This is a genomic window from Nocardia asteroides, assembly GCF_900637185.1.
In the GTDB taxonomy this organism is placed as follows: domain Bacteria; phylum Actinomycetota; class Actinomycetes; order Mycobacteriales; family Mycobacteriaceae; genus Nocardia; species Nocardia asteroides.
Genome location: NZ_LR134352.1, coordinates 5,904,117 through 5,922,611 on the forward strand (window position 1 = coordinate 5,904,117; position 18,495 = coordinate 5,922,611).

The 18,495-nt window shown below is 69.3% G+C and carries 17 protein-coding genes; 8 read left to right on the plus strand and 9 right to left on the minus strand.

Features of this window, described 5'->3' with window-relative positions; translation table 11 throughout:
- Positions 1 to 241 precede the first annotated feature (241 nt).
- The 3 genes from EL493_RS27490 to EL493_RS27500 all read right to left on the minus strand — a co-directional run bounded on the left by EL493_RS27490 (position 242) and on the right by EL493_RS27500 (position 3,536).
- On the minus strand, positions 242 to 1,186 hold the full coding sequence (locus EL493_RS27490) for a lysophospholipid acyltransferase family protein (protein ID WP_019048391.1): 945 nt from the start codon (positions 1,184 to 1,186) through the stop codon (positions 242 to 244).
- 5 nt (positions 1,187 to 1,191) lie between these two features.
- Positions 1,192 to 2,010 (minus strand): GNAT family N-acetyltransferase, encoded by an 819-nt coding sequence (locus EL493_RS27495; RefSeq protein WP_030203338.1) that lies wholly within the window; start codon positions 2,008 to 2,010, stop codon positions 1,192 to 1,194.
- A gap of 242 nt (positions 2,011 to 2,252) precedes the next feature.
- Entirely contained in the window at positions 2,253 to 3,536 is a 1,284-nt protein-coding gene (locus EL493_RS27500) for an NAD(P)/FAD-dependent oxidoreductase (RefSeq protein ID WP_019048393.1), read from the minus strand.
- A gap of 134 nt (positions 3,537 to 3,670) precedes the next feature.
- Here EL493_RS27500 and EL493_RS27505 point away from each other — a divergent pair, with 134 nt between their 5' ends.
- Positions 3,671 to 4,525, plus strand: coding sequence for a LysR family transcriptional regulator (locus tag EL493_RS27505; RefSeq protein WP_019048394.1), 855 nt, complete (start codon positions 3,671 to 3,673; stop codon positions 4,523 to 4,525).
- Between the two features lie 7 nt (positions 4,526 to 4,532).
- On the opposite strand, the gene EL493_RS27510 is transcribed toward EL493_RS27505, so the two are convergent.
- Positions 4,533 to 5,486: an aminoglycoside phosphotransferase family protein gene (locus EL493_RS27510; protein ID WP_198041097.1), complete on the minus strand. Its 954-nt coding sequence runs from the start codon at positions 5,484 to 5,486 to the stop codon at positions 4,533 to 4,535.
- Positions 5,487 to 5,614: 128 nt separating this feature from the next.
- Here EL493_RS27510 and EL493_RS27515 point away from each other — a divergent pair, with 128 nt between their 5' ends.
- Positions 5,615 to 6,079 carry a GNAT family N-acetyltransferase gene (locus tag EL493_RS27515; protein WP_019048396.1) on the plus strand — a complete coding sequence of 155 codons (465 nt, stop codon included), beginning with the start codon at positions 5,615 to 5,617 and terminating at the stop codon, positions 6,077 to 6,079.
- Positions 6,080 to 6,136: 57 nt separating this feature from the next.
- On the opposite strand, the gene EL493_RS27520 is transcribed toward EL493_RS27515, so the two are convergent.
- From EL493_RS27520 to EL493_RS27535, 4 genes are all read right to left on the minus strand, one after another.
- The gene (locus EL493_RS27520) at positions 6,137 to 6,787 is read right to left on the minus strand and encodes an ankyrin repeat domain-containing protein (protein ID WP_081722986.1); all 651 of its coding nucleotides are present in this window, start codon (positions 6,785 to 6,787) and stop codon (positions 6,137 to 6,139) included.
- Between the two features lie 31 nt (positions 6,788 to 6,818).
- Positions 6,819 to 7,478, minus strand: a complete 660-nt coding sequence (locus EL493_RS27525) for a Uma2 family endonuclease (RefSeq protein WP_019048398.1) — start codon at positions 7,476 to 7,478, stop codon at positions 6,819 to 6,821.
- 148 nt (positions 7,479 to 7,626) lie between these two features.
- Entirely contained in the window at positions 7,627 to 8,583 is a 957-nt protein-coding gene (locus EL493_RS27530) for an electron transfer flavoprotein subunit alpha/FixB family protein (protein ID WP_022565510.1), read from the minus strand.
- Positions 8,584 to 8,619: 36 nt separating this feature from the next.
- Positions 8,620 to 9,405 carry an electron transfer flavoprotein subunit beta/FixA family protein gene (locus EL493_RS27535; RefSeq protein WP_019048400.1) on the minus strand — a complete coding sequence of 262 codons (786 nt, stop codon included), beginning with the start codon at positions 9,403 to 9,405 and terminating at the stop codon, positions 8,620 to 8,622.
- 192 nt (positions 9,406 to 9,597) lie between these two features.
- Between EL493_RS27535 and EL493_RS27540 the strand changes: the two genes are divergently transcribed.
- From EL493_RS27540 to EL493_RS27565, 6 genes are all read left to right on the plus strand, one after another.
- Positions 9,598 to 10,386: a class I SAM-dependent methyltransferase gene (locus EL493_RS27540; protein ID WP_022565509.1), complete on the plus strand. Its 789-nt coding sequence runs from the start codon at positions 9,598 to 9,600 to the stop codon at positions 10,384 to 10,386.
- Positions 10,383 to 11,942, plus strand: a complete 1,560-nt coding sequence (locus tag EL493_RS27545) for a 1,4-alpha-glucan branching protein domain-containing protein (RefSeq protein ID WP_022565508.1) — start codon at positions 10,383 to 10,385, stop codon at positions 11,940 to 11,942. Before EL493_RS27540 ends, EL493_RS27545 begins: the two co-directional genes overlap by 4 nt.
- Positions 11,939 to 13,192, plus strand: coding sequence for a glycosyltransferase family 4 protein (locus EL493_RS27550; protein ID WP_019048403.1), 1,254 nt, complete (start codon positions 11,939 to 11,941; stop codon positions 13,190 to 13,192). Before EL493_RS27545 ends, EL493_RS27550 begins: the two co-directional genes overlap by 4 nt.
- Positions 13,193 to 13,322: 130 nt before the next feature.
- On the plus strand, positions 13,323 to 13,685 hold the full coding sequence (locus EL493_RS27555) for a SpoIIAA family protein (protein WP_019048404.1): 363 nt from the start codon (positions 13,323 to 13,325) through the stop codon (positions 13,683 to 13,685).
- A 183-nt stretch (positions 13,686 to 13,868) separates the two neighbouring features.
- Complete coding sequence (locus EL493_RS27560; protein ID WP_019048405.1) at positions 13,869 to 15,815, plus strand: TerD family protein; 1,947 nt, start codon at positions 13,869 to 13,871, stop codon at positions 15,813 to 15,815.
- Between the two features lie 15 nt (positions 15,816 to 15,830).
- On the plus strand, positions 15,831 to 17,045 hold the full coding sequence (locus tag EL493_RS27565) for a VWA domain-containing protein (protein ID WP_022565506.1): 1,215 nt from the start codon (positions 15,831 to 15,833) through the stop codon (positions 17,043 to 17,045).
- 80 nt (positions 17,046 to 17,125) lie between these two features.
- On the opposite strand, the gene EL493_RS27570 is transcribed toward EL493_RS27565, so the two are convergent.
- A complete protein-coding gene (locus EL493_RS27570) occupies positions 17,126 to 18,475 on the minus strand; it encodes a putative glycoside hydrolase (protein ID WP_022565505.1) in 1,350 nt (449 codons plus the stop codon).
- Between the last annotated feature and the right edge of the window lie 20 nt (positions 18,476 to 18,495).

The window sequence follows — 18,495 nt, forward strand, 5'->3', positions numbered from 1 at the left end:
GCAACGCAAAGGTTTCATCTTGGCCGAAGTGGGTATAGCCAACTGTCCGGTATGTAATCCATGTCATACGCAGGTCATACGCTGCGCGAACAACTTTGGGACGGATGTGACTGTTTCACATTTTCCGGAGATTTCGCGCACCGGGGCGGACCTGCGAATTCTCGGCAATTCTCGGGAACGCACGGCAATCGCCGGGAATCACGACGGTGATCCCCGGCGACGGTCGTGCGATGCGAAATAGTTACCAGGCAGTAGCGGACGCTACGACGGACCGATCCAGCGAGGGGTCCTGCACGCGGGTATTGCCCGCCTCGATCCATTCGGTGTCGAGCACGCCGTGGCGCGAACGGTCGGTCCCGCGCACCGCGGCCTCGCACCGCCGAGCCAGCTCGCGCCGATCCAGACCCGGGTACTCGAGCGGCTCGAGCACGATCTCGACGATCATGCCGCGGCTGCGCAGCACCCGCTCGGCCGAGTCGGCGAAGGTGTCGGTCCCGACGAAACCGGGCACCGTGCACGGCACCCCGTGCCGGTCCAGATAGCGCAGGCGGACCGGCTGCACCGGCGTCGCGGTGTCGACGGCGGCCTGGAACATCGCCGGCCGCAGGGAACCGTAGGCCCGGCCGCACCAGGTGGTGCCCTCCGGGAAGACCGCGATCCGGTTGCCGTCGGCGAGCCGCCGGGCCACCTGCCCGACCACGTCCGGCAGCTCGCGCAGCCGGGCCCGTTCGATCGGGATCACCCGGGTGAGCTGGGCCAGCTTGCCCAGCACCGGCCACTCGACCATGTCCGCGCGGGCGACGAAGCTGACCGGCTGGACCGCGGCCAGCGCGACGATGTCGGCCCAGCCGATGTGCCCGGTCACCACCATCACCGCGGTGCCCGGATCGGCGAACCCGGCCGTCGACGCGCCCTGCTCGGGCGTGCGGTTGTCGACGATGCGCAGCCGCATCCCCAGGCACCCGAGCGCGGCGCGGGCGTAGCGGCGTTGCAGGTTCTCCCGCCGCGACCGCGGGGTGGCCGCGGTCAGGACGGGAAAGCTGAGCACCAGTCCGATGACGCCGGCCAGCCGCGCGAACATCCGGGCGGAACCGACCTGGTCGATCGGTTCGATACAGCCGGACCCACAGGGGCTCGACGGCATCCACGAGTGCGAAGGGGTGGCGGGCGGCGCGTCGAACACCATGATGGTTACTTCCCGTCGAAATTGGCGGCAGCGCTCTGCAGCCGCTCCAGATACCGGGTGTTGATGGTTTCCATCCCGAGCAGCGCGACGAAGTCGGCGACCGCGAACGCGGGATCGTGGGCCGGTTCGCCGCAGATCTCGGCGCCCAGGCGTAGGTATCCGCGCAGCAGCGGCGGTAACTTCGGGCGGCTCGGCGGGGTCAGCTGGTCGAGGGAGAGCCCGTCGACGACGACCGGGTTGTACGGGTGCACGCGGCGCTCGGGGTCACCGGCGTGGCGGCCCAGCAGCAGATCACGCACGCCGCGCACGTTCACGCCCGCGGGATCGGCGGGACTGTCCTGCATGGGCACCGAGACGCAGCCCATCACCCAGTCGTAGCCGGTGAGCTGGATGTAGTGCAGGATGCCCGCCCACATCAGGGTGAGCACCGAGCCGTTGCGGTGGTCGGGCACCACGCAGGCCCGGCCCATCTCGACGATCCGGTGTCCGGCCGGGTCGAGCTGGGTGAGATCGAATTCGGTCGCGGTGTAGTACCCGCCCGCGGCGGTCACCTTGTCCGGCGGCAGCATGCGGTAGCACCCGACGAACTGCTCGGTGAACTCGTCGCGGACCAGCAGGTGGTCGCAGTGCTCGTCGAAGCGGTCGGCATCCAAACCGGTGCCGTCGTCGGGGATCCGGAATCCCGGCTCGGCGGCGAAGACCTGGTAGCGCAGGCGCTGGGCGGCTTCGCAGTGCTCGGCATCGGAGGCGACGACCAGGGAGTAGCGGGACTTCCCCACCCCGGAGTCCGGCGCCGGGGCGGTCAACACGGACGAAATTGTCATACCGCTGATGAAGCCAGCCCGAGCTGGCATCGGAGCGACGCGTGAGTTTCGCGCCGATGCCCGTTCGGTGAACGAGACCCCCGTCACACCCGGCGTTCACCGCCGCGCCGCTCAGCGTTCGCCCACCTGCGGGTTTCTGGCCGAACACAGCGTGGAACGCGGTGCGGCGGCTCGCATCGCGAGTCACGCGTCCAACGAACGATCGCCCCGCCGGGTTCCCGGCGGGGCGATCGAGGTGAGGGTCAGGCTGCGGTGCGGACCGGTTCCGGCTCGGTCTTCCTCGCCGCGCGCTCGTCGCGCTCGGCCTCGGCGAAGCCGGGACGGGCGGTGCCGATGAAGGCGACCAGCCACGAGGCCACTGCCGCGAAGCGGTTGCGGAAGCCCACCAGGTACAGCAGGTGCACCGCCAGCCACATCGCCCAGGCGATGGTGCCGCGGAAGGTGATGCGCTCGTTGAGCTTCACCACGGCGCTGAAGCGGCTGATCACCGCCATGCTGCCCTTGTCCCAGTAGACGAACGGGGTGCCCGCGGCCTTCTTGCGCCGGATGATGTCGGCGGCGTGGCGACCCTCCTGCATGGCCACCGGCGACTGGCCCGGGTAGCCGTTGAGCGAGGTCATGTCGCCGATGGCGTAGATGTCGGCGTGGCCGCCGACGGTCAGGTCCGGGTTGATCAGGATGCGGCCCGCGCGGTCGGTCGGGGCGCCGGTGGCGGTGGCCAGCAGCGTCGCGAACCCGCCCACCTGCACGCCCGCCGACCACACCACGGTCTCGGCGGCGATGCCGCGTTCGATGCCCTCGGCGTCCTTGACGGTCACCTTGCCCTCGTCGATATCGGTGACGAAGGTGCCCAGCAGCACCTCGACGCCGCTGTCGGTGAGCGAGCGCTTCGCGTACTCCGAGAGCCCGCCGCCGAAGGGCGGCAGCACCGCGTTCGCGCCCTCGACCAGGGTCACCGAGACCTGCTGGTGGAAGTGCCGCTTGGCGAGTTCCTTGATCTGGCCCGCCACCTCGACGCCGGTGGCGCCGGCGCCGACCACCACGAAGCTGAGCAGCTTGCGCCGGGTGGCCTCGTCGGCGCCCTCGGCCGCGGCGAACACCGAGGCGATCTGGTCACGCAGGCGCTGGGCGTCGTCGATGGTCTTGAGCGAGAAGGTCTTGTCGGCGAAGTCGTCGCGGCCGAAGTAGCTCTGGCTCGCGCCGGTCGCGGCGATCAGCGAGCCGTAGCCGATCTGGCGGGTACCCTCGGCGGTCTCGTAGGTCAGCACCGCGTTCTCGGCGTCGATGCCGGTGACCTTGCCGAGCCGGACGTCGGCCTCGGGGTGGCGGCGCAGTACGTTCTTGATCGGCGGGGCGATCTCCTCCGGCGCGAGCACGCCGGTCGCCACCTGGTACAGCAGCGGTTGGAACAGGTGCTCAGGCGTGCTCGAGATCAAGACGTAGTTGATCCGTGACTTGGCCAGCTGCTTGGCAGCTGCCAGGCCGCCGAAGCCCGAGCCGACGATGACGACATCAGTGTGTTCCATGATCGTGCGCTCCAAGATCGGGTAACGATTCCTTTCATATGAGTAAACGCGATGCGGAACGCAGATGTTTCCAGTGCCTGGGCGCATACTGGAGATGACTCTTATCTGCATAACTAATAAATGGGAGGTACCTGGTGGAACTCCGCCAGTTGGCGTACTTCGTCGCGGTCTGTGAGGAGCTCAGTTTCAGCCGGGCGGCCAACCGCTGCTTCATCTCACAGTCCGCGATCAGCCACCAGATCGCGAGACTGGAACGTGACCTCGGCGCGCAACTGTTCGAGCGCACGACCAGGGCCGTGGTCCCCACCGACGCCACCCTGCGCCTGCTGCCGCTGGCCAAGCAGATGCTGAGCCTGGAGTCGGCGATCCGGGCCGCGGTGCGCACCACCGGCCCGCGGATCCGGCTGGCCGCGAACATGTCCTTCGCGGCCCGGTCGCTGTCGGCCATCGCCGCCGCCCGCGCCGCGCATCCCGACGCCGAGATCGAATACGTCATCAAACCGTTCCGCCAGCGCATCACCGCCGTGGCCGACGGCGACTGCGATCTGGCGCTGATCCGCGGCAGCGTCGACCAGCCCGGGCTGGCGGTGGAGCAGCTGTGGGTGGAGGACCTGGTGATCGCGATCTCCAGCAGTCACCCGCTGGCGGGCAAGGACGTGGTGACCCTGGCCGACCTGAGCCCCTATCCCCTGCTGCTGCCGCCCGAGCAGGAACAGGTCCTGCTGCACACCCTGATCCGGTCGGCCTTCGCCGATCTGCCCGTCGGCCCCACCTTCGGCCCGCCCATCCCGCCCGACCACACCGCCACCATGGAACTGCTCAACCGCCCCGAGTCCTGGACCGTGCTCTACGAGGGGCCGACCAGGGGCCTGCTGACCCTCGACCTGGTGGACCACCGGCTGCGGATCCCGGTGTCGGCGGTGCTGCGGGAGGACGCCAGGGAGAATCCGATCGTCAACACCCTGCTCGACGCGCTACACCGGGGGTAGACACCTGTCAGCAGGCCAGCGCGTGGGCGACGGCCAGGTGCAGCGGCAGGGTTTCGGTGTCGTCGTCCTCGACCGACCAGATGATCTCCTCGACAGCGCGCAGGAAGGCCCAGCCCGCGGCCCGGTCGGCCGGGATGTCGAGGTCGCGGGCGGTCGCTGACACGACGGCGCGCGCGTGGTCGGGGGTGGGATCGGACTGGACCTGGATCATGCCGAGGAAGCCCGCGTCGAAGGCGGCTTCGCCCAGGTAGGGCTTCGGATCGATCAGCAGCCAGGGTTCCCGTTCGGCCGCGACGATATTGCCGAGGTGGGTGTCGCGGTTGACCACCAGCAGCGGGCCCTGCGGTTCGGCGAGCCGGGCGCACCAGGCCAGGGCCTGCTCGCGCAGATCGGCCGGAAGTACTTCGGCGAGTTCGGGTTCGGGGTTCCGGAGCCGCCGTGCCCACTCGGCCACCACCGCGGTGGCCCTCGGCAGGGCCGGATACGCGTCGGCAGCGGCGCCGGGTTCCCGCCGCAACCGGCGCAGGAGCGCACAGGCCAGGCGGACACGATCGGCGTTCTCGGACCTGCCCTCCAGGCTCGGGAAGCCCGGCTGTTCGAGCAGCGGTGCGCCCGGCCGCGCCCATTCCATCAGCATCGCGCCGCTGTCCGCGTCGAACCGGTACAGCCGTACGGCACCGTCACCGCTGTAGCAGAACAGGCCGGTCGGCTCCGCGATGTTCTCCTCGTCGACGACGGGCACCTTCAGCACGGCCACCGATCCGTCCGCCCGCCGGACGGGCGCGACGAACGCATGGGTGCCGCCCTCGAACGCGGGCCCGATCACCGTCGACTCCCACGTCGCACAGAGCTTTTCGACGAGACCGGGCAGCTCCGCCAGCCACTGCCGCCCCGCGTCTCCGAACACTTCCCGCACGGTCTCCTCGACCTGCGGCGGCACCTCGATCGGCACTGTCGTCACCCGACCAGCGTGCCATGCCCGCGCACCCGATCGCCCGTGCCCGGTTCTCCGAGCCGTCGCGCCCGGCGTCCGTCTCGGGGCGCCGGAAACCACTCGACAGGCGCCGACGGTCCTGGAATTCTGCCCAGATGACCGACACGCCGACACCCGACCTCCCCGCCGGTTACGAGATCTCCGCCGACACCGCCCGCATCGACGCCGCCCGAGTACACACCTGGCTGTCCACCGACTCGTACTGGGCCATGGACCGACCCCGCGAAGTCCAGGACCGCGCGATCGCCGGCTCCCTCAATTTCGGTGTGTACGACAGTGTTTCGGGCGACCAGGTCGCCTACGCCCGGGTGGTCACCGACCACACGACCTTCGCCTGGCTGTGCGACGTCTACGTCTCCCCCACCGTCCGCGGCAAGCGCATCGGCGTCGCCCTGATCGCCGCCGTCCGCGACCATCTCGCCCCGTACCGCCTGCGCCGCGTCATGCTCGCCACCGCCGACGCCCACGCCCTCTACGAGAAGTTCGGCTTCGAACCCCTCACCGACCCCGAGAAATGGATGGTCCTGGGCAGCCCGGTGAACACACCCGCCACCCCCTGACCGATCCGGCCGCGACACCTCGGCACCGGCATCACGGCATCCCTGCGCGGCGCGGGACTAGACGAAGCCCTTCTCGACGAGTTCGAACCCGTCGGGCCGAATTTGGTGCCGCTCGCCCGAACCACCGGCCACGCGGCACCAGCTCGACACCGACAGCTCGTCGGCGTCCGGGTCGAGTTCGATCGCGAACCCGCCGTACATCCCGGGAATCGCCGCCCACATCGTCGCGCCGGGGTACTCGAGCAGCGGACTCAGCGGCGGCGGCCGGAAGCCGCATTCCCGGCAGAGATCGAGCACCCGGCCCAATATCACCGCGTGCAGCTGACATTCGAGCTGAGCCAGCGCGGTCGCGTCGATGGTGCGGCGCAACGCGGGCGCGAGCCGCTCGGCCAATCCGTCATGGCCTCGCGCGGCCGCGATCTCCGCGGCGGTCTCGCCGTCAGCGGTGCGCAGCGTGCGCCAAGCCCCCAGCTCCAGCAACCGTTCCACCACCGGCACCGGCGCGCCGTGCCACGCCGCCTGATGCAACGGCGCGAACCCCGAATTGCCGCCGACCCGGGTCGTGTTGACGCTGCGATCGCGATCGGCGATCTCGACCACGACATCCCACTGCCCCGCCCGGGCCGCGTCGGCGAGCCGGTCGCGCGCGGCGATCGAACGTTCGTCGAAGAACGCGCGCCGATACCAGCCCCACCATTCGATCTGCACGATCACAGCGTATCCCCGAGACAACCGCCGCTCAGAATGTCAGTGCGGCCCAGCCCATCTCGATCGGAAAGGGGTAAGGAAACGAAATGCCGGTCGCGGAGCCCGGGGCCCACTCGCCCGCGAGGAGGTAATTGGCGTTGCGCAATGGGCGCACGCCCGGCGGGAGCTCGGCGTGGCCGACTTCGAGGATGTACACACGCAGGGCGGCGATCCCGGTGAGGTCCTTGGCCAGCTCGACTTCCCAGTACGACGGAATGCCCGCGCCCGCGTAGCGCGCCTTCTTCGCTTCGATCTCGGTCAGCGTGTTCGACGGGGACAGCACCTCGCCGACGAGGATCGCGTCGCCGGCGCGCACATCGGCACCTGGCGCGAGGCAGCGGTGCACGAGGAAGTCGGGGGTGACGAAATCGGACTTGCCGCTGTGACCGAAGAAGACGTTGGTTTCGAGATTGACTCGCCAGCACCTTTCAGGCCGCGAGGCGGTGTCCCGCCCGGCACTCCGTTCGATTTCGTTGGTCACCCGTCGCATAGCGGTCTGATGTTCACCCGGCCCGCGCCGCACCCACACCACCCGGCGGTCCCAGAGCTCGATTTGAGCGGCGACCTCCTCGGGCAGACTCTCCAATTCCTCCCACGTCATCATCGCGGGGAGGTCGGGACGCTCGACACCGGGCATGGCCATGCCCATCATGCTACCCACGACCTGCGGATTCTCCGTCCGGCAATCGAACCGAGGCGACCGGCATACCGGTCCGGAAACGCCGAAACTCGCCAGATCCGCGTCTCGCGACGACAGATCTGGCGAGTCAGGGGTAACTCACCGGGTACCGGCTGAGCCGCTAGCCCTTGTGGGACTTGACGGCCTCGGTCAGCTGGGGGGCGACGTTGAACAGGTCGCCCACGATGCCGTAGTCCGCGATCTCGAAGATCGGGGCCTCTTCGTCCTTGTTGACCGCGACGATGGTCTTCGAGGTCTGCATGCCGGCGCGGTGCTGGATGGCGCCGGAGATGCCCAGGGCGATGTAGAGCTGCGGGGAGACCGTCTTACCGGTCTGACCCACCTGGAACTGGCCCGGGTAGTAGCCCGAGTCGACCGCGGCACGCGAGGCGCCGACGGCGGCACCGAGCGAGTCGGCCAGCGCCTCGACGACCGCGAAGTTGTCGGCGGAACCGACACCACGGCCACCGGAGACGACGATGCTCGCCTCGGTGAGCTCCGGACGGTCGCCGCCGACGATCGGCTCACGCGCGGTGACCTTGACGACGCCCTCTTCCTGGGCGGGCACCTCGACGACGACCTGCTCGCCGGCGCCGGCCTGCGCGACCGCCTCGACGGCGCCCGGGCGGATCGAGATCACCGGCACGTCGCCGGTGGCCTTGGCGTCGACGGTGAACGCGCCACCGAAGATGGAGTGCACGGCCGAGCCGTCGCCGTTGACGCCGATGACGTCGACGAGCAGACCGGAGCCGATGCGCGCGGCGAGGCGGCCCGACACCTCCTTGCCCTCGGCGGAGGCGGCGACCAGCACGGCGGCCGGCGAGGCGGACTCGACCAGACCGGCGAGCACGTCGACCTTCGGGGTGACCAGGAAGCCCTCGACGTCGTCGGACTCGGCGACGTAGATCTTCTCGGCGCCCGCGGCGGCCAGCGCGGCGGCCAGCTTGTCGGCGCTACCGGCCGGGCCGGTGACGACGGCGGCGGGCTCGCCCAGGGTGCGGGCGGCGGTGAGCAGTTCGGTGCTGACCTTCTTCACGGCACCGTCGGCGTGCTCGACGAGCACAAGTACTTCAGCCATTGTTCTTTCTCCTTGGGAAGTCTCGGACGGGCCGAATCAGATGATCTTCTGACCGATGAGGTACGTGGCGATCTGGTTGCCGCCCTCGCCCTCGTCCGCGATCTTCTCGCCCGCGGTGCGCGCGGGCTTCGGGGTGGCACCGGTGACCTGGGTGCCGGCGTTGGCGACGCCCACGGTCGACGGGTCGATGCCCAGATCGGCCAGGGTGAAGACCTGAACTTCCTTCTTCTTCGCGGCCATGATGCCCTTGAAGGACGGGAAGCGCGGCTCGTTGATCTTCTCGGTGACCGAGACGATCGCGGGCAGGGACGCCTCGAGCTTGAAGACGCCCTCGTCGGTCTCGCGCTCGCCGGTGATCTTCTCGCCGTCGACGGTGAGCTTGCGCAGGTGGGTGAGCTGCGGGATGCCCAGGTACTCGGCGATGATCGCGGGCACGGCACCGGCGCGACCGTCGGTGGCCTCGTTACCGGCGATGACCAGCTCGACGCCCTCGACCTGGCCGAGCGCGCCGGCGAGGACCCACGCGGTCTGCACGGCGTCGGAGCCGTGGATCGCCGGGTCGTTGATGTGGATGGCCTTGTCGGCGCCCATGGACAGCGCCTTGCGGATGGCCTCGGTGGCGCGATCCGGACCGGCGGCCAGCACGGTGACCTCGCCGCCCTGCGCCTCCTTGATCAGCAGCGCTTCCTCGACGGCGCGCTCGTTGATCTCGTCCAGCACGGCGTCGGCGGCCTCGCGGTCGAGGGTGTAGTCACCATCGGAGAGCTTGCGCTCGGACCAGGTGTCGGGGACCTGCTTGATGAGTACGACGATGTTCGGCATCGGTCTTCGTCGACCTCCTTCTGGATACACGTGTGTGGTGGGCCGCACGAGCTGGGCCGTACGTCCGTGTGAGTAGCTCAGAGCGGAACACTACCCTACGCTAAGTTACTCGTGGGTAACCTACATGCACAAGGGGTTCCCAACCGGTCCCCGGCACCTGCGCGAACCGGCGGTACCAGTAACGTCGGACCAATGAGCGAGGCTGTGATCCCTGCCGCACCCGTGGCCGCCACACATGAACCACTGCCGTTGACCGGTGAGCGGACCGTGCCCGGCATCGCGGAGGAGAACTACTGGTTCCGCAGGCACGAGATCGCCTACGCCCGCCTGCTGGACCGATGCGCAGGCAAGACCGTGCTCGAGGCGGGTTCGGGCGAGGGCTACGGCGCGGACATGATCGCCGGCGTGGCCGCGCGTGTCGTCGGCGTGGACTACGACGAGGGCGCCGTCGCGCACGTCCGCGCGCGCTACCCGCGCGTGGAGATGATCCAGGGCAACCTCGCCGCGCTGCCGCTCGACGACGAATCCGTCGATGTGGTGGTGAATTTCCAGGTCATCGAGCATCTGTGGGATCAGGCGCAGTTCCTGCGCGAATGCCTGCGAGTGCTGCGCCCGGGTGGGCAGCTGCTGATCAGCACGCCGAACCGGATCACCTTCTCCCCCGGCCGCGACACCCCGCTCAACCCGTTCCACACCCGCGAACTCAACGCGGCCGAGCTGACCGAGCTGCTGGTGGAGGCGGGCTTCACCGTCGCCGAGATGCTCGGCGTGCACCACGGCGCGAGCCTGAAAGCGTTGGACGCCAAGCACGGTGGGTCCTTCATCGACGCCCAGATCGAGCGCGCGCTGGCCGGTGAGCCGTGGCCCGCCGATCTCACCGCCGACGTCGCCGCCGTCACCATCGACGATTTCGACCTGCGCGCCGGCGACATCGACGCGAGCCTGGACCTCGTCGCGATCGCCGAAAAGGCACGGCGTTGACCGATTCTCGCTCCGCCCGGCCCGGCTCCGTGCCGGGTCAGTTCACGCTCGTCCTGCATTCCCACCTGCCCTGGCTGGCCCATCACGGCCGCTGGCCGGTGGGCGAGGAATGGCTGTACCAGTCCTGGGCCGCGTCCTACCTGCCCCTGGTACGGGTCTTGAAAACCCTTGCCGCCGAAGGCCGTACGCATCTGCTGAGCCTGGGCATCACTCCCGTGCTGGCGGCCCAGCTCGACGATCCGCACTCGCTGGCGGGCATGCACCACTGGCTGGGCAACTGGCAGCTGCGCGCCGACGAGGCCGCGATGTCGGGCAATGTGGCGCTGGGCAGGCACGAACATCGGCTCGCCGCAACGGCGCTGACCGAGTTCGAGCGCGACTGGCGGCACGGCAGCGCGCCGGTGTGGCGCTCGCTGATCGACGCCGACGCGATCGAGCTGCTCGGCGGCCCGCTGGCCCATCCGTTCCAGCCGCTGCTCGACGCGCGGCTGCGCCAGTTCCAGCTCACCGAGGGCCTGGCCGACGCGCGGCTGCGCTGGGGCACCACCCCCACCGGCATCTGGGCGCCCGAGTGCGGCTACACCCCCGGCATGGAGCGCGGCTACGACGCCGCGGGTGTGACGCATTTCATGGTCGACGGGCCCTCGCTGCGCGGCGACACGACCCTCGGACGGCCGGTGCGCGACTCCGAGGTGCTCGCCTTCGGGCGTGACCTCCAGGTGAGCTACCGGGTCTGGTCGCCGAAACAGGGCTACCCGGGCCAGGCGGCCTACCGCGATTTCCATCACTACGACCACGCGACCGGTCTCAAACCGTCGCGGGTGACCGGCAAAACCGTGGCCGGTCCTGACAAGGCCCCTTACGATCCGGAACTCGCCGCCGCGGCGGTCACCCGCGACGTCGCCGACTTCGTCGAGACGGTGCGCGCGCGGCTGATCGAGGAGTCCGCGCGGATCGGCAGGCCCGCCCTCGTCGTGGCCGCCTTCGACACCGAACTGTTCGGTCACTGGTGGCACGAGGGCCCGGAATGGCTCGAGCAGGTGCTGCGCGCGCTGCCCGAGGCCGGCGTCACCGTCGGCACCCTGGCCGACGCCCGCGACAACGGCTTCGTCGGCGAACCTGTGCAGCTCACCGACTCGTCGTGGGGCTCGGGCAAGGACTGGCGGGTCTGGGCGGGAGACCAGGTCGCCGACCTCGTCGAGCTCAACGCCGACGTGGTCCGGCTGGCTCTGGACACCCTCGACAAAGTCCGCGGCACCGGCCCGGCGCTGCGCGACCCGGTCGCCGACCAATTGCTGCGCGAGGCGATCCTGACGGTCTCCAGCGACTGGGCGTTCATGGTGAGCAAGGACTCCGCGGCCGGGTACGCCAGGGACCGCGCGCACGAGCACGCGCACGCGGTGCGCGAACTCGCCGAGGCCATCGGGGCCGGCCAGTTCGCCAAAGCGGCCCGGCTCGCGGCAGGATGGAACGCGGCCGACGGATTCTTCCCAGGTCTGGACGCGCGGCGGTTGCCGACCGCTGTCCCGTCGGCCGCCGCTGAAGGATTCGTATGAAGATTTTGATGGTGTCGTGGGAGTACCCGCCGGTGGTGGTCGGCGGACTCGGCCGGCACGTCCACCACCTGGCGGTGGAACTGGCCGCGGCCGGGCACGAGGTCGTCGTGCTGGCCCGCAGGCCCACGGGCACCGACTCGGTCACCCATCCCACGCACTCCTACATCGCCGACGGTGTGCTCGTCGTGGCGGTGGCCGAGGACCCGCCGTGCTTCGACTTCGGCGAGGACATGCTCGCCTGGACGCTGGCCATGGGCCACGCCATGGTCCGGGCCGGTGTGGCGCTCGGCAAACCGGGCGTCGGCGAGGGCTGGACTCCCGATGTGGTGCACGCGCACGACTGGCTCGTGGCGCACCCCTCGATCGCGCTGGCCGAGTTCTACGACGTGCCGCTGGTGGCGACCATCCACGCCACCGAGGCGGGCAGGCACAGCGGCTGGGTGTCGGGCCGGGTCAACAAGCAGGTCCACTCGGTGGAGTGGTGGCTGACCAACGAGGCCGACCAGCTCATCACCTGCTCGTCGTCGATGCAGGACGAGGTCGAGCGGCTGTACGGGCCCGAACTCGCGCCGATCACGGTGATCCGCAACGGCATCGATGTCGGCGCGTGGACCTTCCGGCCGCGCGCGCCGCGCTCGGGTCCGCCGAAGCTGCTGTATGTGGGCAGGCTCGAGTACGAGAAGGGCGTGCAGGACGCCATCGCGGCACTGCCGCGCATCCGCCGCGCGCACCCGGGCACCACGCTGACCGTGGCCGGCGTGGGCACCCAGTTCGACTGGTTGCGCGAGCGCGCCCGGGTGCACCGGGTGGCCAGGGCGGTCCAGTTCGTGGGCAGTCTCGGGCACGAGGAACTGCTGGGCTGGCTGCACGGCGCGGACGCGATCGTGCTGCCGAGCCGCTACGAACCGTTCGGCATCGTCGCGCTCGAAGCCGCGGCCGCCGGCGTGCCGCTGATCGCCTCCACCGCCGGTGGGCTGGGTGAGGCCGTGATCGATGGCGTCACCGGCGCGTCGTTCGAACCGGCCGACGTGGACGGGCTCGTCGACGCGGCCCGCGCCGTCCTCGACGATCCGGCCACCGCGCAGGACCGGGCCTACAACGCCCGCGAGCGCCTCACCGCCGACTTCGCCTGGGACGTGGTCGCCGCGGAGACCGCGCAGGTGTACTCGGCGGCGAAACGCCGGGTGCGGACCTCGCTGGGCCGCCCCGACATCGTGGAACGGCCGCTACCGGAGCGCGACCCGAAGTAGCAGGCGCCGCTCGACGCGCGACCGTCCCGACGGCGCGCGCCGAGCTCGAGTTCACCCACAACGCATGACGCCGCCGTCGCGGCCCGCCCCTACCGTCACTGGTGCCGACACCACGACGAAGGAGCCGTCCATGCCCCTGCAGCCGATTCCCGACCTGCCCGCCGCGACCATCGGCTTCCGCGCCTCCGGAACCGTCACCGCCGAGGACTACACCCAGGTCCTCGACCCGGCCATCGAAGCGGCCCTGCGACACCAGCAGCCGGTCAACATCGTCTACGTCCTCGGCCCCGACTTCGACCGCTACTCCCTCGACGCCATGTGGCAGGACATGAAACTGGCCCGCGTCCCCCGCAGCGCCTGGGGCCGCATCGCCCTGGTCACCGACCACAAAACCCTCGGCGAAGCCGTCCACCTCTTCGGCTTCCTCATCCCCGCCGAAGTCCGGGTGTTCCCGGTGTCGGCGGAAAGCGACGCACTGGCCTGGGTGGGTTGACGTAGCTGGTCACGGTAGCTTCCACGATTCAAACGTGAGCTGCGTAACACCTCCGTCCCCGGTACCGACAATCCTCGGCATCGCCGCTGAATCGCGGTGTGCGGCAAGGGGGTCAGCGAGCGGGTCGGCTGCATCACCTTGCGGGTGATTGTCGTGCCGAGTCTCGAAGGGTGAGCTGCCGCTGTGTCGTCTCCGCTGTTGTCCAAGGGCCAGAACATCGCACTGCCGGAGGATGTCGACCGTATCGACATCCTGATCGGCTGGCCCGAGCCGGCGATCGAGGTCGACGCCTCGGCGCTGCTGCTCGGCCCGGACCGGCGGGTCGGCTCGGACGCGGACTTCGTCTTCTACAACCAGCCCGAATCCCCGGACGGCTCGGTGCGATTCCTCGGCACGAGCGCGACCGAGGAAGGCATGCAGGCCAGAATCGCCCTGGACCTCTCCGCCGTCCCCGACCGGGTGCACACCATCGCGCTGGCCGGCAGCGTCGGTTCGGGCACCTTCGGCGACCTCGGCAAACTCGCTCTCCACGTCATCGATCCGGCAGGCGGCTCGCTGGCCGAGTATCTGACCGCCGACGCCGACACCGAATCGGCCTTCGTCTTCGGCGAGGTCTATCGCCGTGACGGCGGGTGGAAGGTCCGTGCGGTCGGCCAGGGCTGGGATTCGGGGCTGAGCGGGCTGGCAACGGACTTCGGTGTCTCGATCGACGACGCCGAACCAGCACCGGAGGAAGCACCGATCGAACCGACGCCACCGGAAACGACGCCGGAACCGACGCGGGCCGCCGGCGTCCGGACCGCCAAGCGCCCGGTCCGCAAGGCCAAGCCCATCGAATTCCGGCAGGCCGAGGCGGAGGGCTGGCAACCCGCACGGCTGTTCTCGGTCATCGGTGTGGGCGCGGGCGAGGAACAGGAACGGCGCACGACGTCGGCGCTGATCGCGACCATGCAGGCGGTGCGACCGTTCGCCCGGGCGGTCTGCGCCAGGATGGGCGCGCCCGCAGGCGCTTTCGAGGGGTACATCGAGGTCCAGTACGAGGCGGGTGATTCCAAGGTCGTCCCGGACGCTGTCCTGAAGGTGAGCCGGGGAGCCCGGCAGTGGACCGGGCTGCTCGAAGTGAAGACGGGCACGGGCAAGCTCAGGAAGGACCAGCTCGAGAGCTACCTCGATATCGCACGGCGGAAGAAGTACGACGTCGTCGTCAGCCTGTCCAACGACATTCCTGCGAGCCCGGGTGAGCTGCCCGTGCAGGTGGACCGCCGCAAGCTGACGAAGGTCGCCCTGCGCCACCTGTCCTGGGCCGAGATCGCCCACGAGGCGAGGATGCTGCTGTCCCACGGCGGGATCGACGACCCGTTGCAGTCCTGGATCCTGGCCGAGTTCCTGCGGTTCCTCGACCATCCGCGCTCGGGCGCCGCGGAATTCGTCGACATGGGCAGGCACTGGGTGACGGTGCGCGACGCCGTCACGGCGGGCACGCTGCGGGCGGGTGATCAGAAGGCCTTCGCGGTGGCCGACACATGGGTCTCGCTGAGCAGGCACCTCGCCCTGCGACTGACCGCCGAACTCGGTGTCGAGGTCAAACACATCCTGGCCCGCAAGCACCGGACCGATCCGGCGGCCCGCGCGGCCGCTGTCGCCGAGCGGCTGGCCACCGACGGCTCGTTCGAGGCCGTGTTGCGCATCCCCGACACCGCGGGCGACCTGACCGTCGTCGCCGACATCCGCACCAACAAGGTCCGCTGCCGCACCACGATCGCCGCACCGGACGAAGGCACCGCGGCCCGCCGCGTCTCCTGGCTGACCAGGCAACTCACCGACGCCCCCGGCCGCCTCCAGATCGAAGCCGTCTTCGCCGAACGCGGCAACGAGACCTGCGAACTGCTCGACACAGTCCGCGCGAACCCGAAGTCCCTCACCGAAGGACGCACCACCCCGATCGTCTCGTTCACCCTCGAACAGACCTTTCCGATGGGCAGCAAACGCTCCGGCACCGCCGCCAGCTTCATCTCCAGCGTGACGTCGGCGACCGATGCGTTCTACGGCAGCGTGGTCCAGCCGCTGCGCGAATGGGTTCCCGCGGCCCCGGTCCAAACCGACATCACCCCCGCCGAACCCGGCGAGTAACCACTTACCGACCCAATGACGATCACGAAGGGTTCCACGTTGCCTGGCGTTGTCTTGAGCAAAGGCGAAAACACAACTCTGACCAGCGGCAAGGTGACGCTATCGGTCGGCGTCACCACGATCGCGATCGATGTCTCAGCGCTACTACTCGGCAGCGCTCGCAAGGTTCGCTCGGACGCCGATCTGGTCTTCTACAACAATCCGTCCCACGACGGTGTCGTCCTGGCTGGATCGTCCATCGACATCGCGCTGCACAGCATCCCGGTCGATGTCGACAAGGTCGTCCTGGTCGCGAGCGCGGACCCGTTGCACCCGGGCGCCGTCTTCACCAAATCCCCACGGCTGACGGTGACCGGCGCCGACGGTGCTTCTGTCGAGTTCCAAGCGCCGGACTTCGCCGATCGTGAGACGGTGGTCGTGCTTGCGGAGGTGTACCGGAGAAACGGTGAGTGGAAGGTTCGGGCGATCGGGCAGGGCTACGCTGCCGGTCTGGCCGGCTTGGCCGCGGATTACGGCGTCGACGTCGAGGACGATGCGCCGGTACCCCTTGCTGCCGGCCCAGATCTGACGAAGATCGGCAGTCGAGCACCGGCGCTGCTGCCCGTCGCGCGCTCGGCGGGCGAAGCCTTGATGAGCGCCGGTCTCGGCGGCAAGCGCGCAGCCGTCTACCTGGTTCTCGACCACAGCTACGAAATGAAGGAGATGTACGAGTCGTTCGCTGTTCAGGCTTTCGCGGAACGTGTGCTCGCACTCTCGGCGAACCTCGATGACGACGGCACGGTGCCGATTGTCTTCTCAGGCGAGAGGACTCCGTTCGTCGAGGAGATGCGACTCGACAATTATCGCGGGCGGATCGCCCAACTCCATACGCAAGTCGACTGGGGATGGGGACAGGTCGATGAGGCAATGCGCTGCGTGATCAACCACTACCAGGAATCAATGGCATCCGATCCCGCATTGGTGATCGTGCAGGTCGGAAACGAGCCCGACGACAAAGCCGCGGTCCGGACATTGCTTCAGAACAGTGCCGCACTCGGCGTCTTCTGGATATTCGTCGGGTTCGGCCGGGGCAAGCTGGCATTCTTCAAGAATCTCAACTCCTCCACATCAGCCAGATTCGGCAATGCCGCCTTCTACAATGTCGGCCAGAATCCAGGCGCTGTACCCAACGAGAAGTTCTACCAGGACTTGCTGAACGGCTTTGATGCTTGGGCACAGGCCAACCGCTAGTCCGCATTACGTCGCGTCAGTCGAGAGCACAGCGTTTCGAGGTCGGGGAGGATTTCGTAGAGACGGTGTCTCTCCCCACCTCAGGCCGGGGGTATGCCGTTGTTGTGGTAGCGGGTGGCGGCGTTCCAGAGGAAGAAGCCGTCTATGCCCGCGTCGCGGGTGGCGTCGATCTGGGCGCGGAGTTCGGTGTCGCCGTAGGTGACGCCGAGGCTGAAGTCCTGGAGCCAGGGGATGACTTTCGCGCCGGTGCCCGCGGTGACCGTGCGGAAGTCCTGGAGGGAACGGAAGACGATGTCGTAGGGCTGGGCGTTGGGGTTCGCGACGCCGTATTCGCCGGCGTTCCAGTGCGAGGGGTAGATCATGGGGGCCACGAAGTCGAGGTGGCGGGCCATGCGTGGAATGTCCTGCGCGATCTCCTCGGGGCGGGTGGAGGCGATGCCGTAGACGGCAGCGCTCAGGTGCGCGCCGGCCACGTGCACGGGGTAGCGGCTCTCGGCGAGGAAACCGGCGACCGCGTCGGTGGGACTCCCGGTGAGCCCGGCGAAACGCATGCTCGACAGGCTGCCGTCGGGGCGGCGGACGTAGTCGTACATGACACCGTCGAAGCCGAGCCGCGCGGCCTCCACCGCGAGATCGATGTTGTAGCCGCGGACCTCGGCCTGGCCCACATTGGTGAACGCGATGGGACCGTAGTGGCTGGAATAGGGCTGCCCGGACGGGTTCTGGATCACCCAGTCGGGCCTGCCGCTGTGCCAGGCCCACGCGGCCAGCGTCGGATCGCGGAACGCGACGATGCGCCCGACCACCTGCAGGCCCAGGTCGTGCAGTTGGCGCAGCGCCGACGGCGCGTCGTAGATGGCGGCGACAGCGCCGGATTCGCGGGCCAGCGGCACCTGTGAGTCGTAGCCGACGACGCCGTCCTCGTCCTTGATGTCGAGCTGCACGGTGTCGATCCGGCCCTCGCGGGCGAGCTCCAGCACGGCCTCGCGCAGGCCCTCGTGCGACCACGCGTGCGCGGTGACATGCACGGCCCGCATGCGCGGCAACGCCAGCGCCGTCACGACGGTACTGCTGCTGCGATTGCCCGCGGCGTCGACCGCGACGACCTCGACGGCGGGCGCCCACGGCACCGAGAGTTCGAAGGCGCCGTCCGGTGCCGGTGCCACGGTGTCCGTGCCGATGGACACCGTGACCGCGTCGACGGCCTTACCACGCACCACGATCGGCGCGCGATAGGAGCGAACGAGATCGGGCGGCGCCACCTCCAGTACCGGCGCCACGGTGTCGGCCGCGGCCTGCTCACCGGAGCGGCTCAGCGCGAAACCCGCCACCAGTGCCACCACCACCGCCGCGAGGACCGCCCCCGAGGCGATCGTCGCCCATCCTCGCCGCTCACCCGACCGGATCCGCAATCCCAACGCCCGCACCACTTTCCACTCCGGTTGCCAGG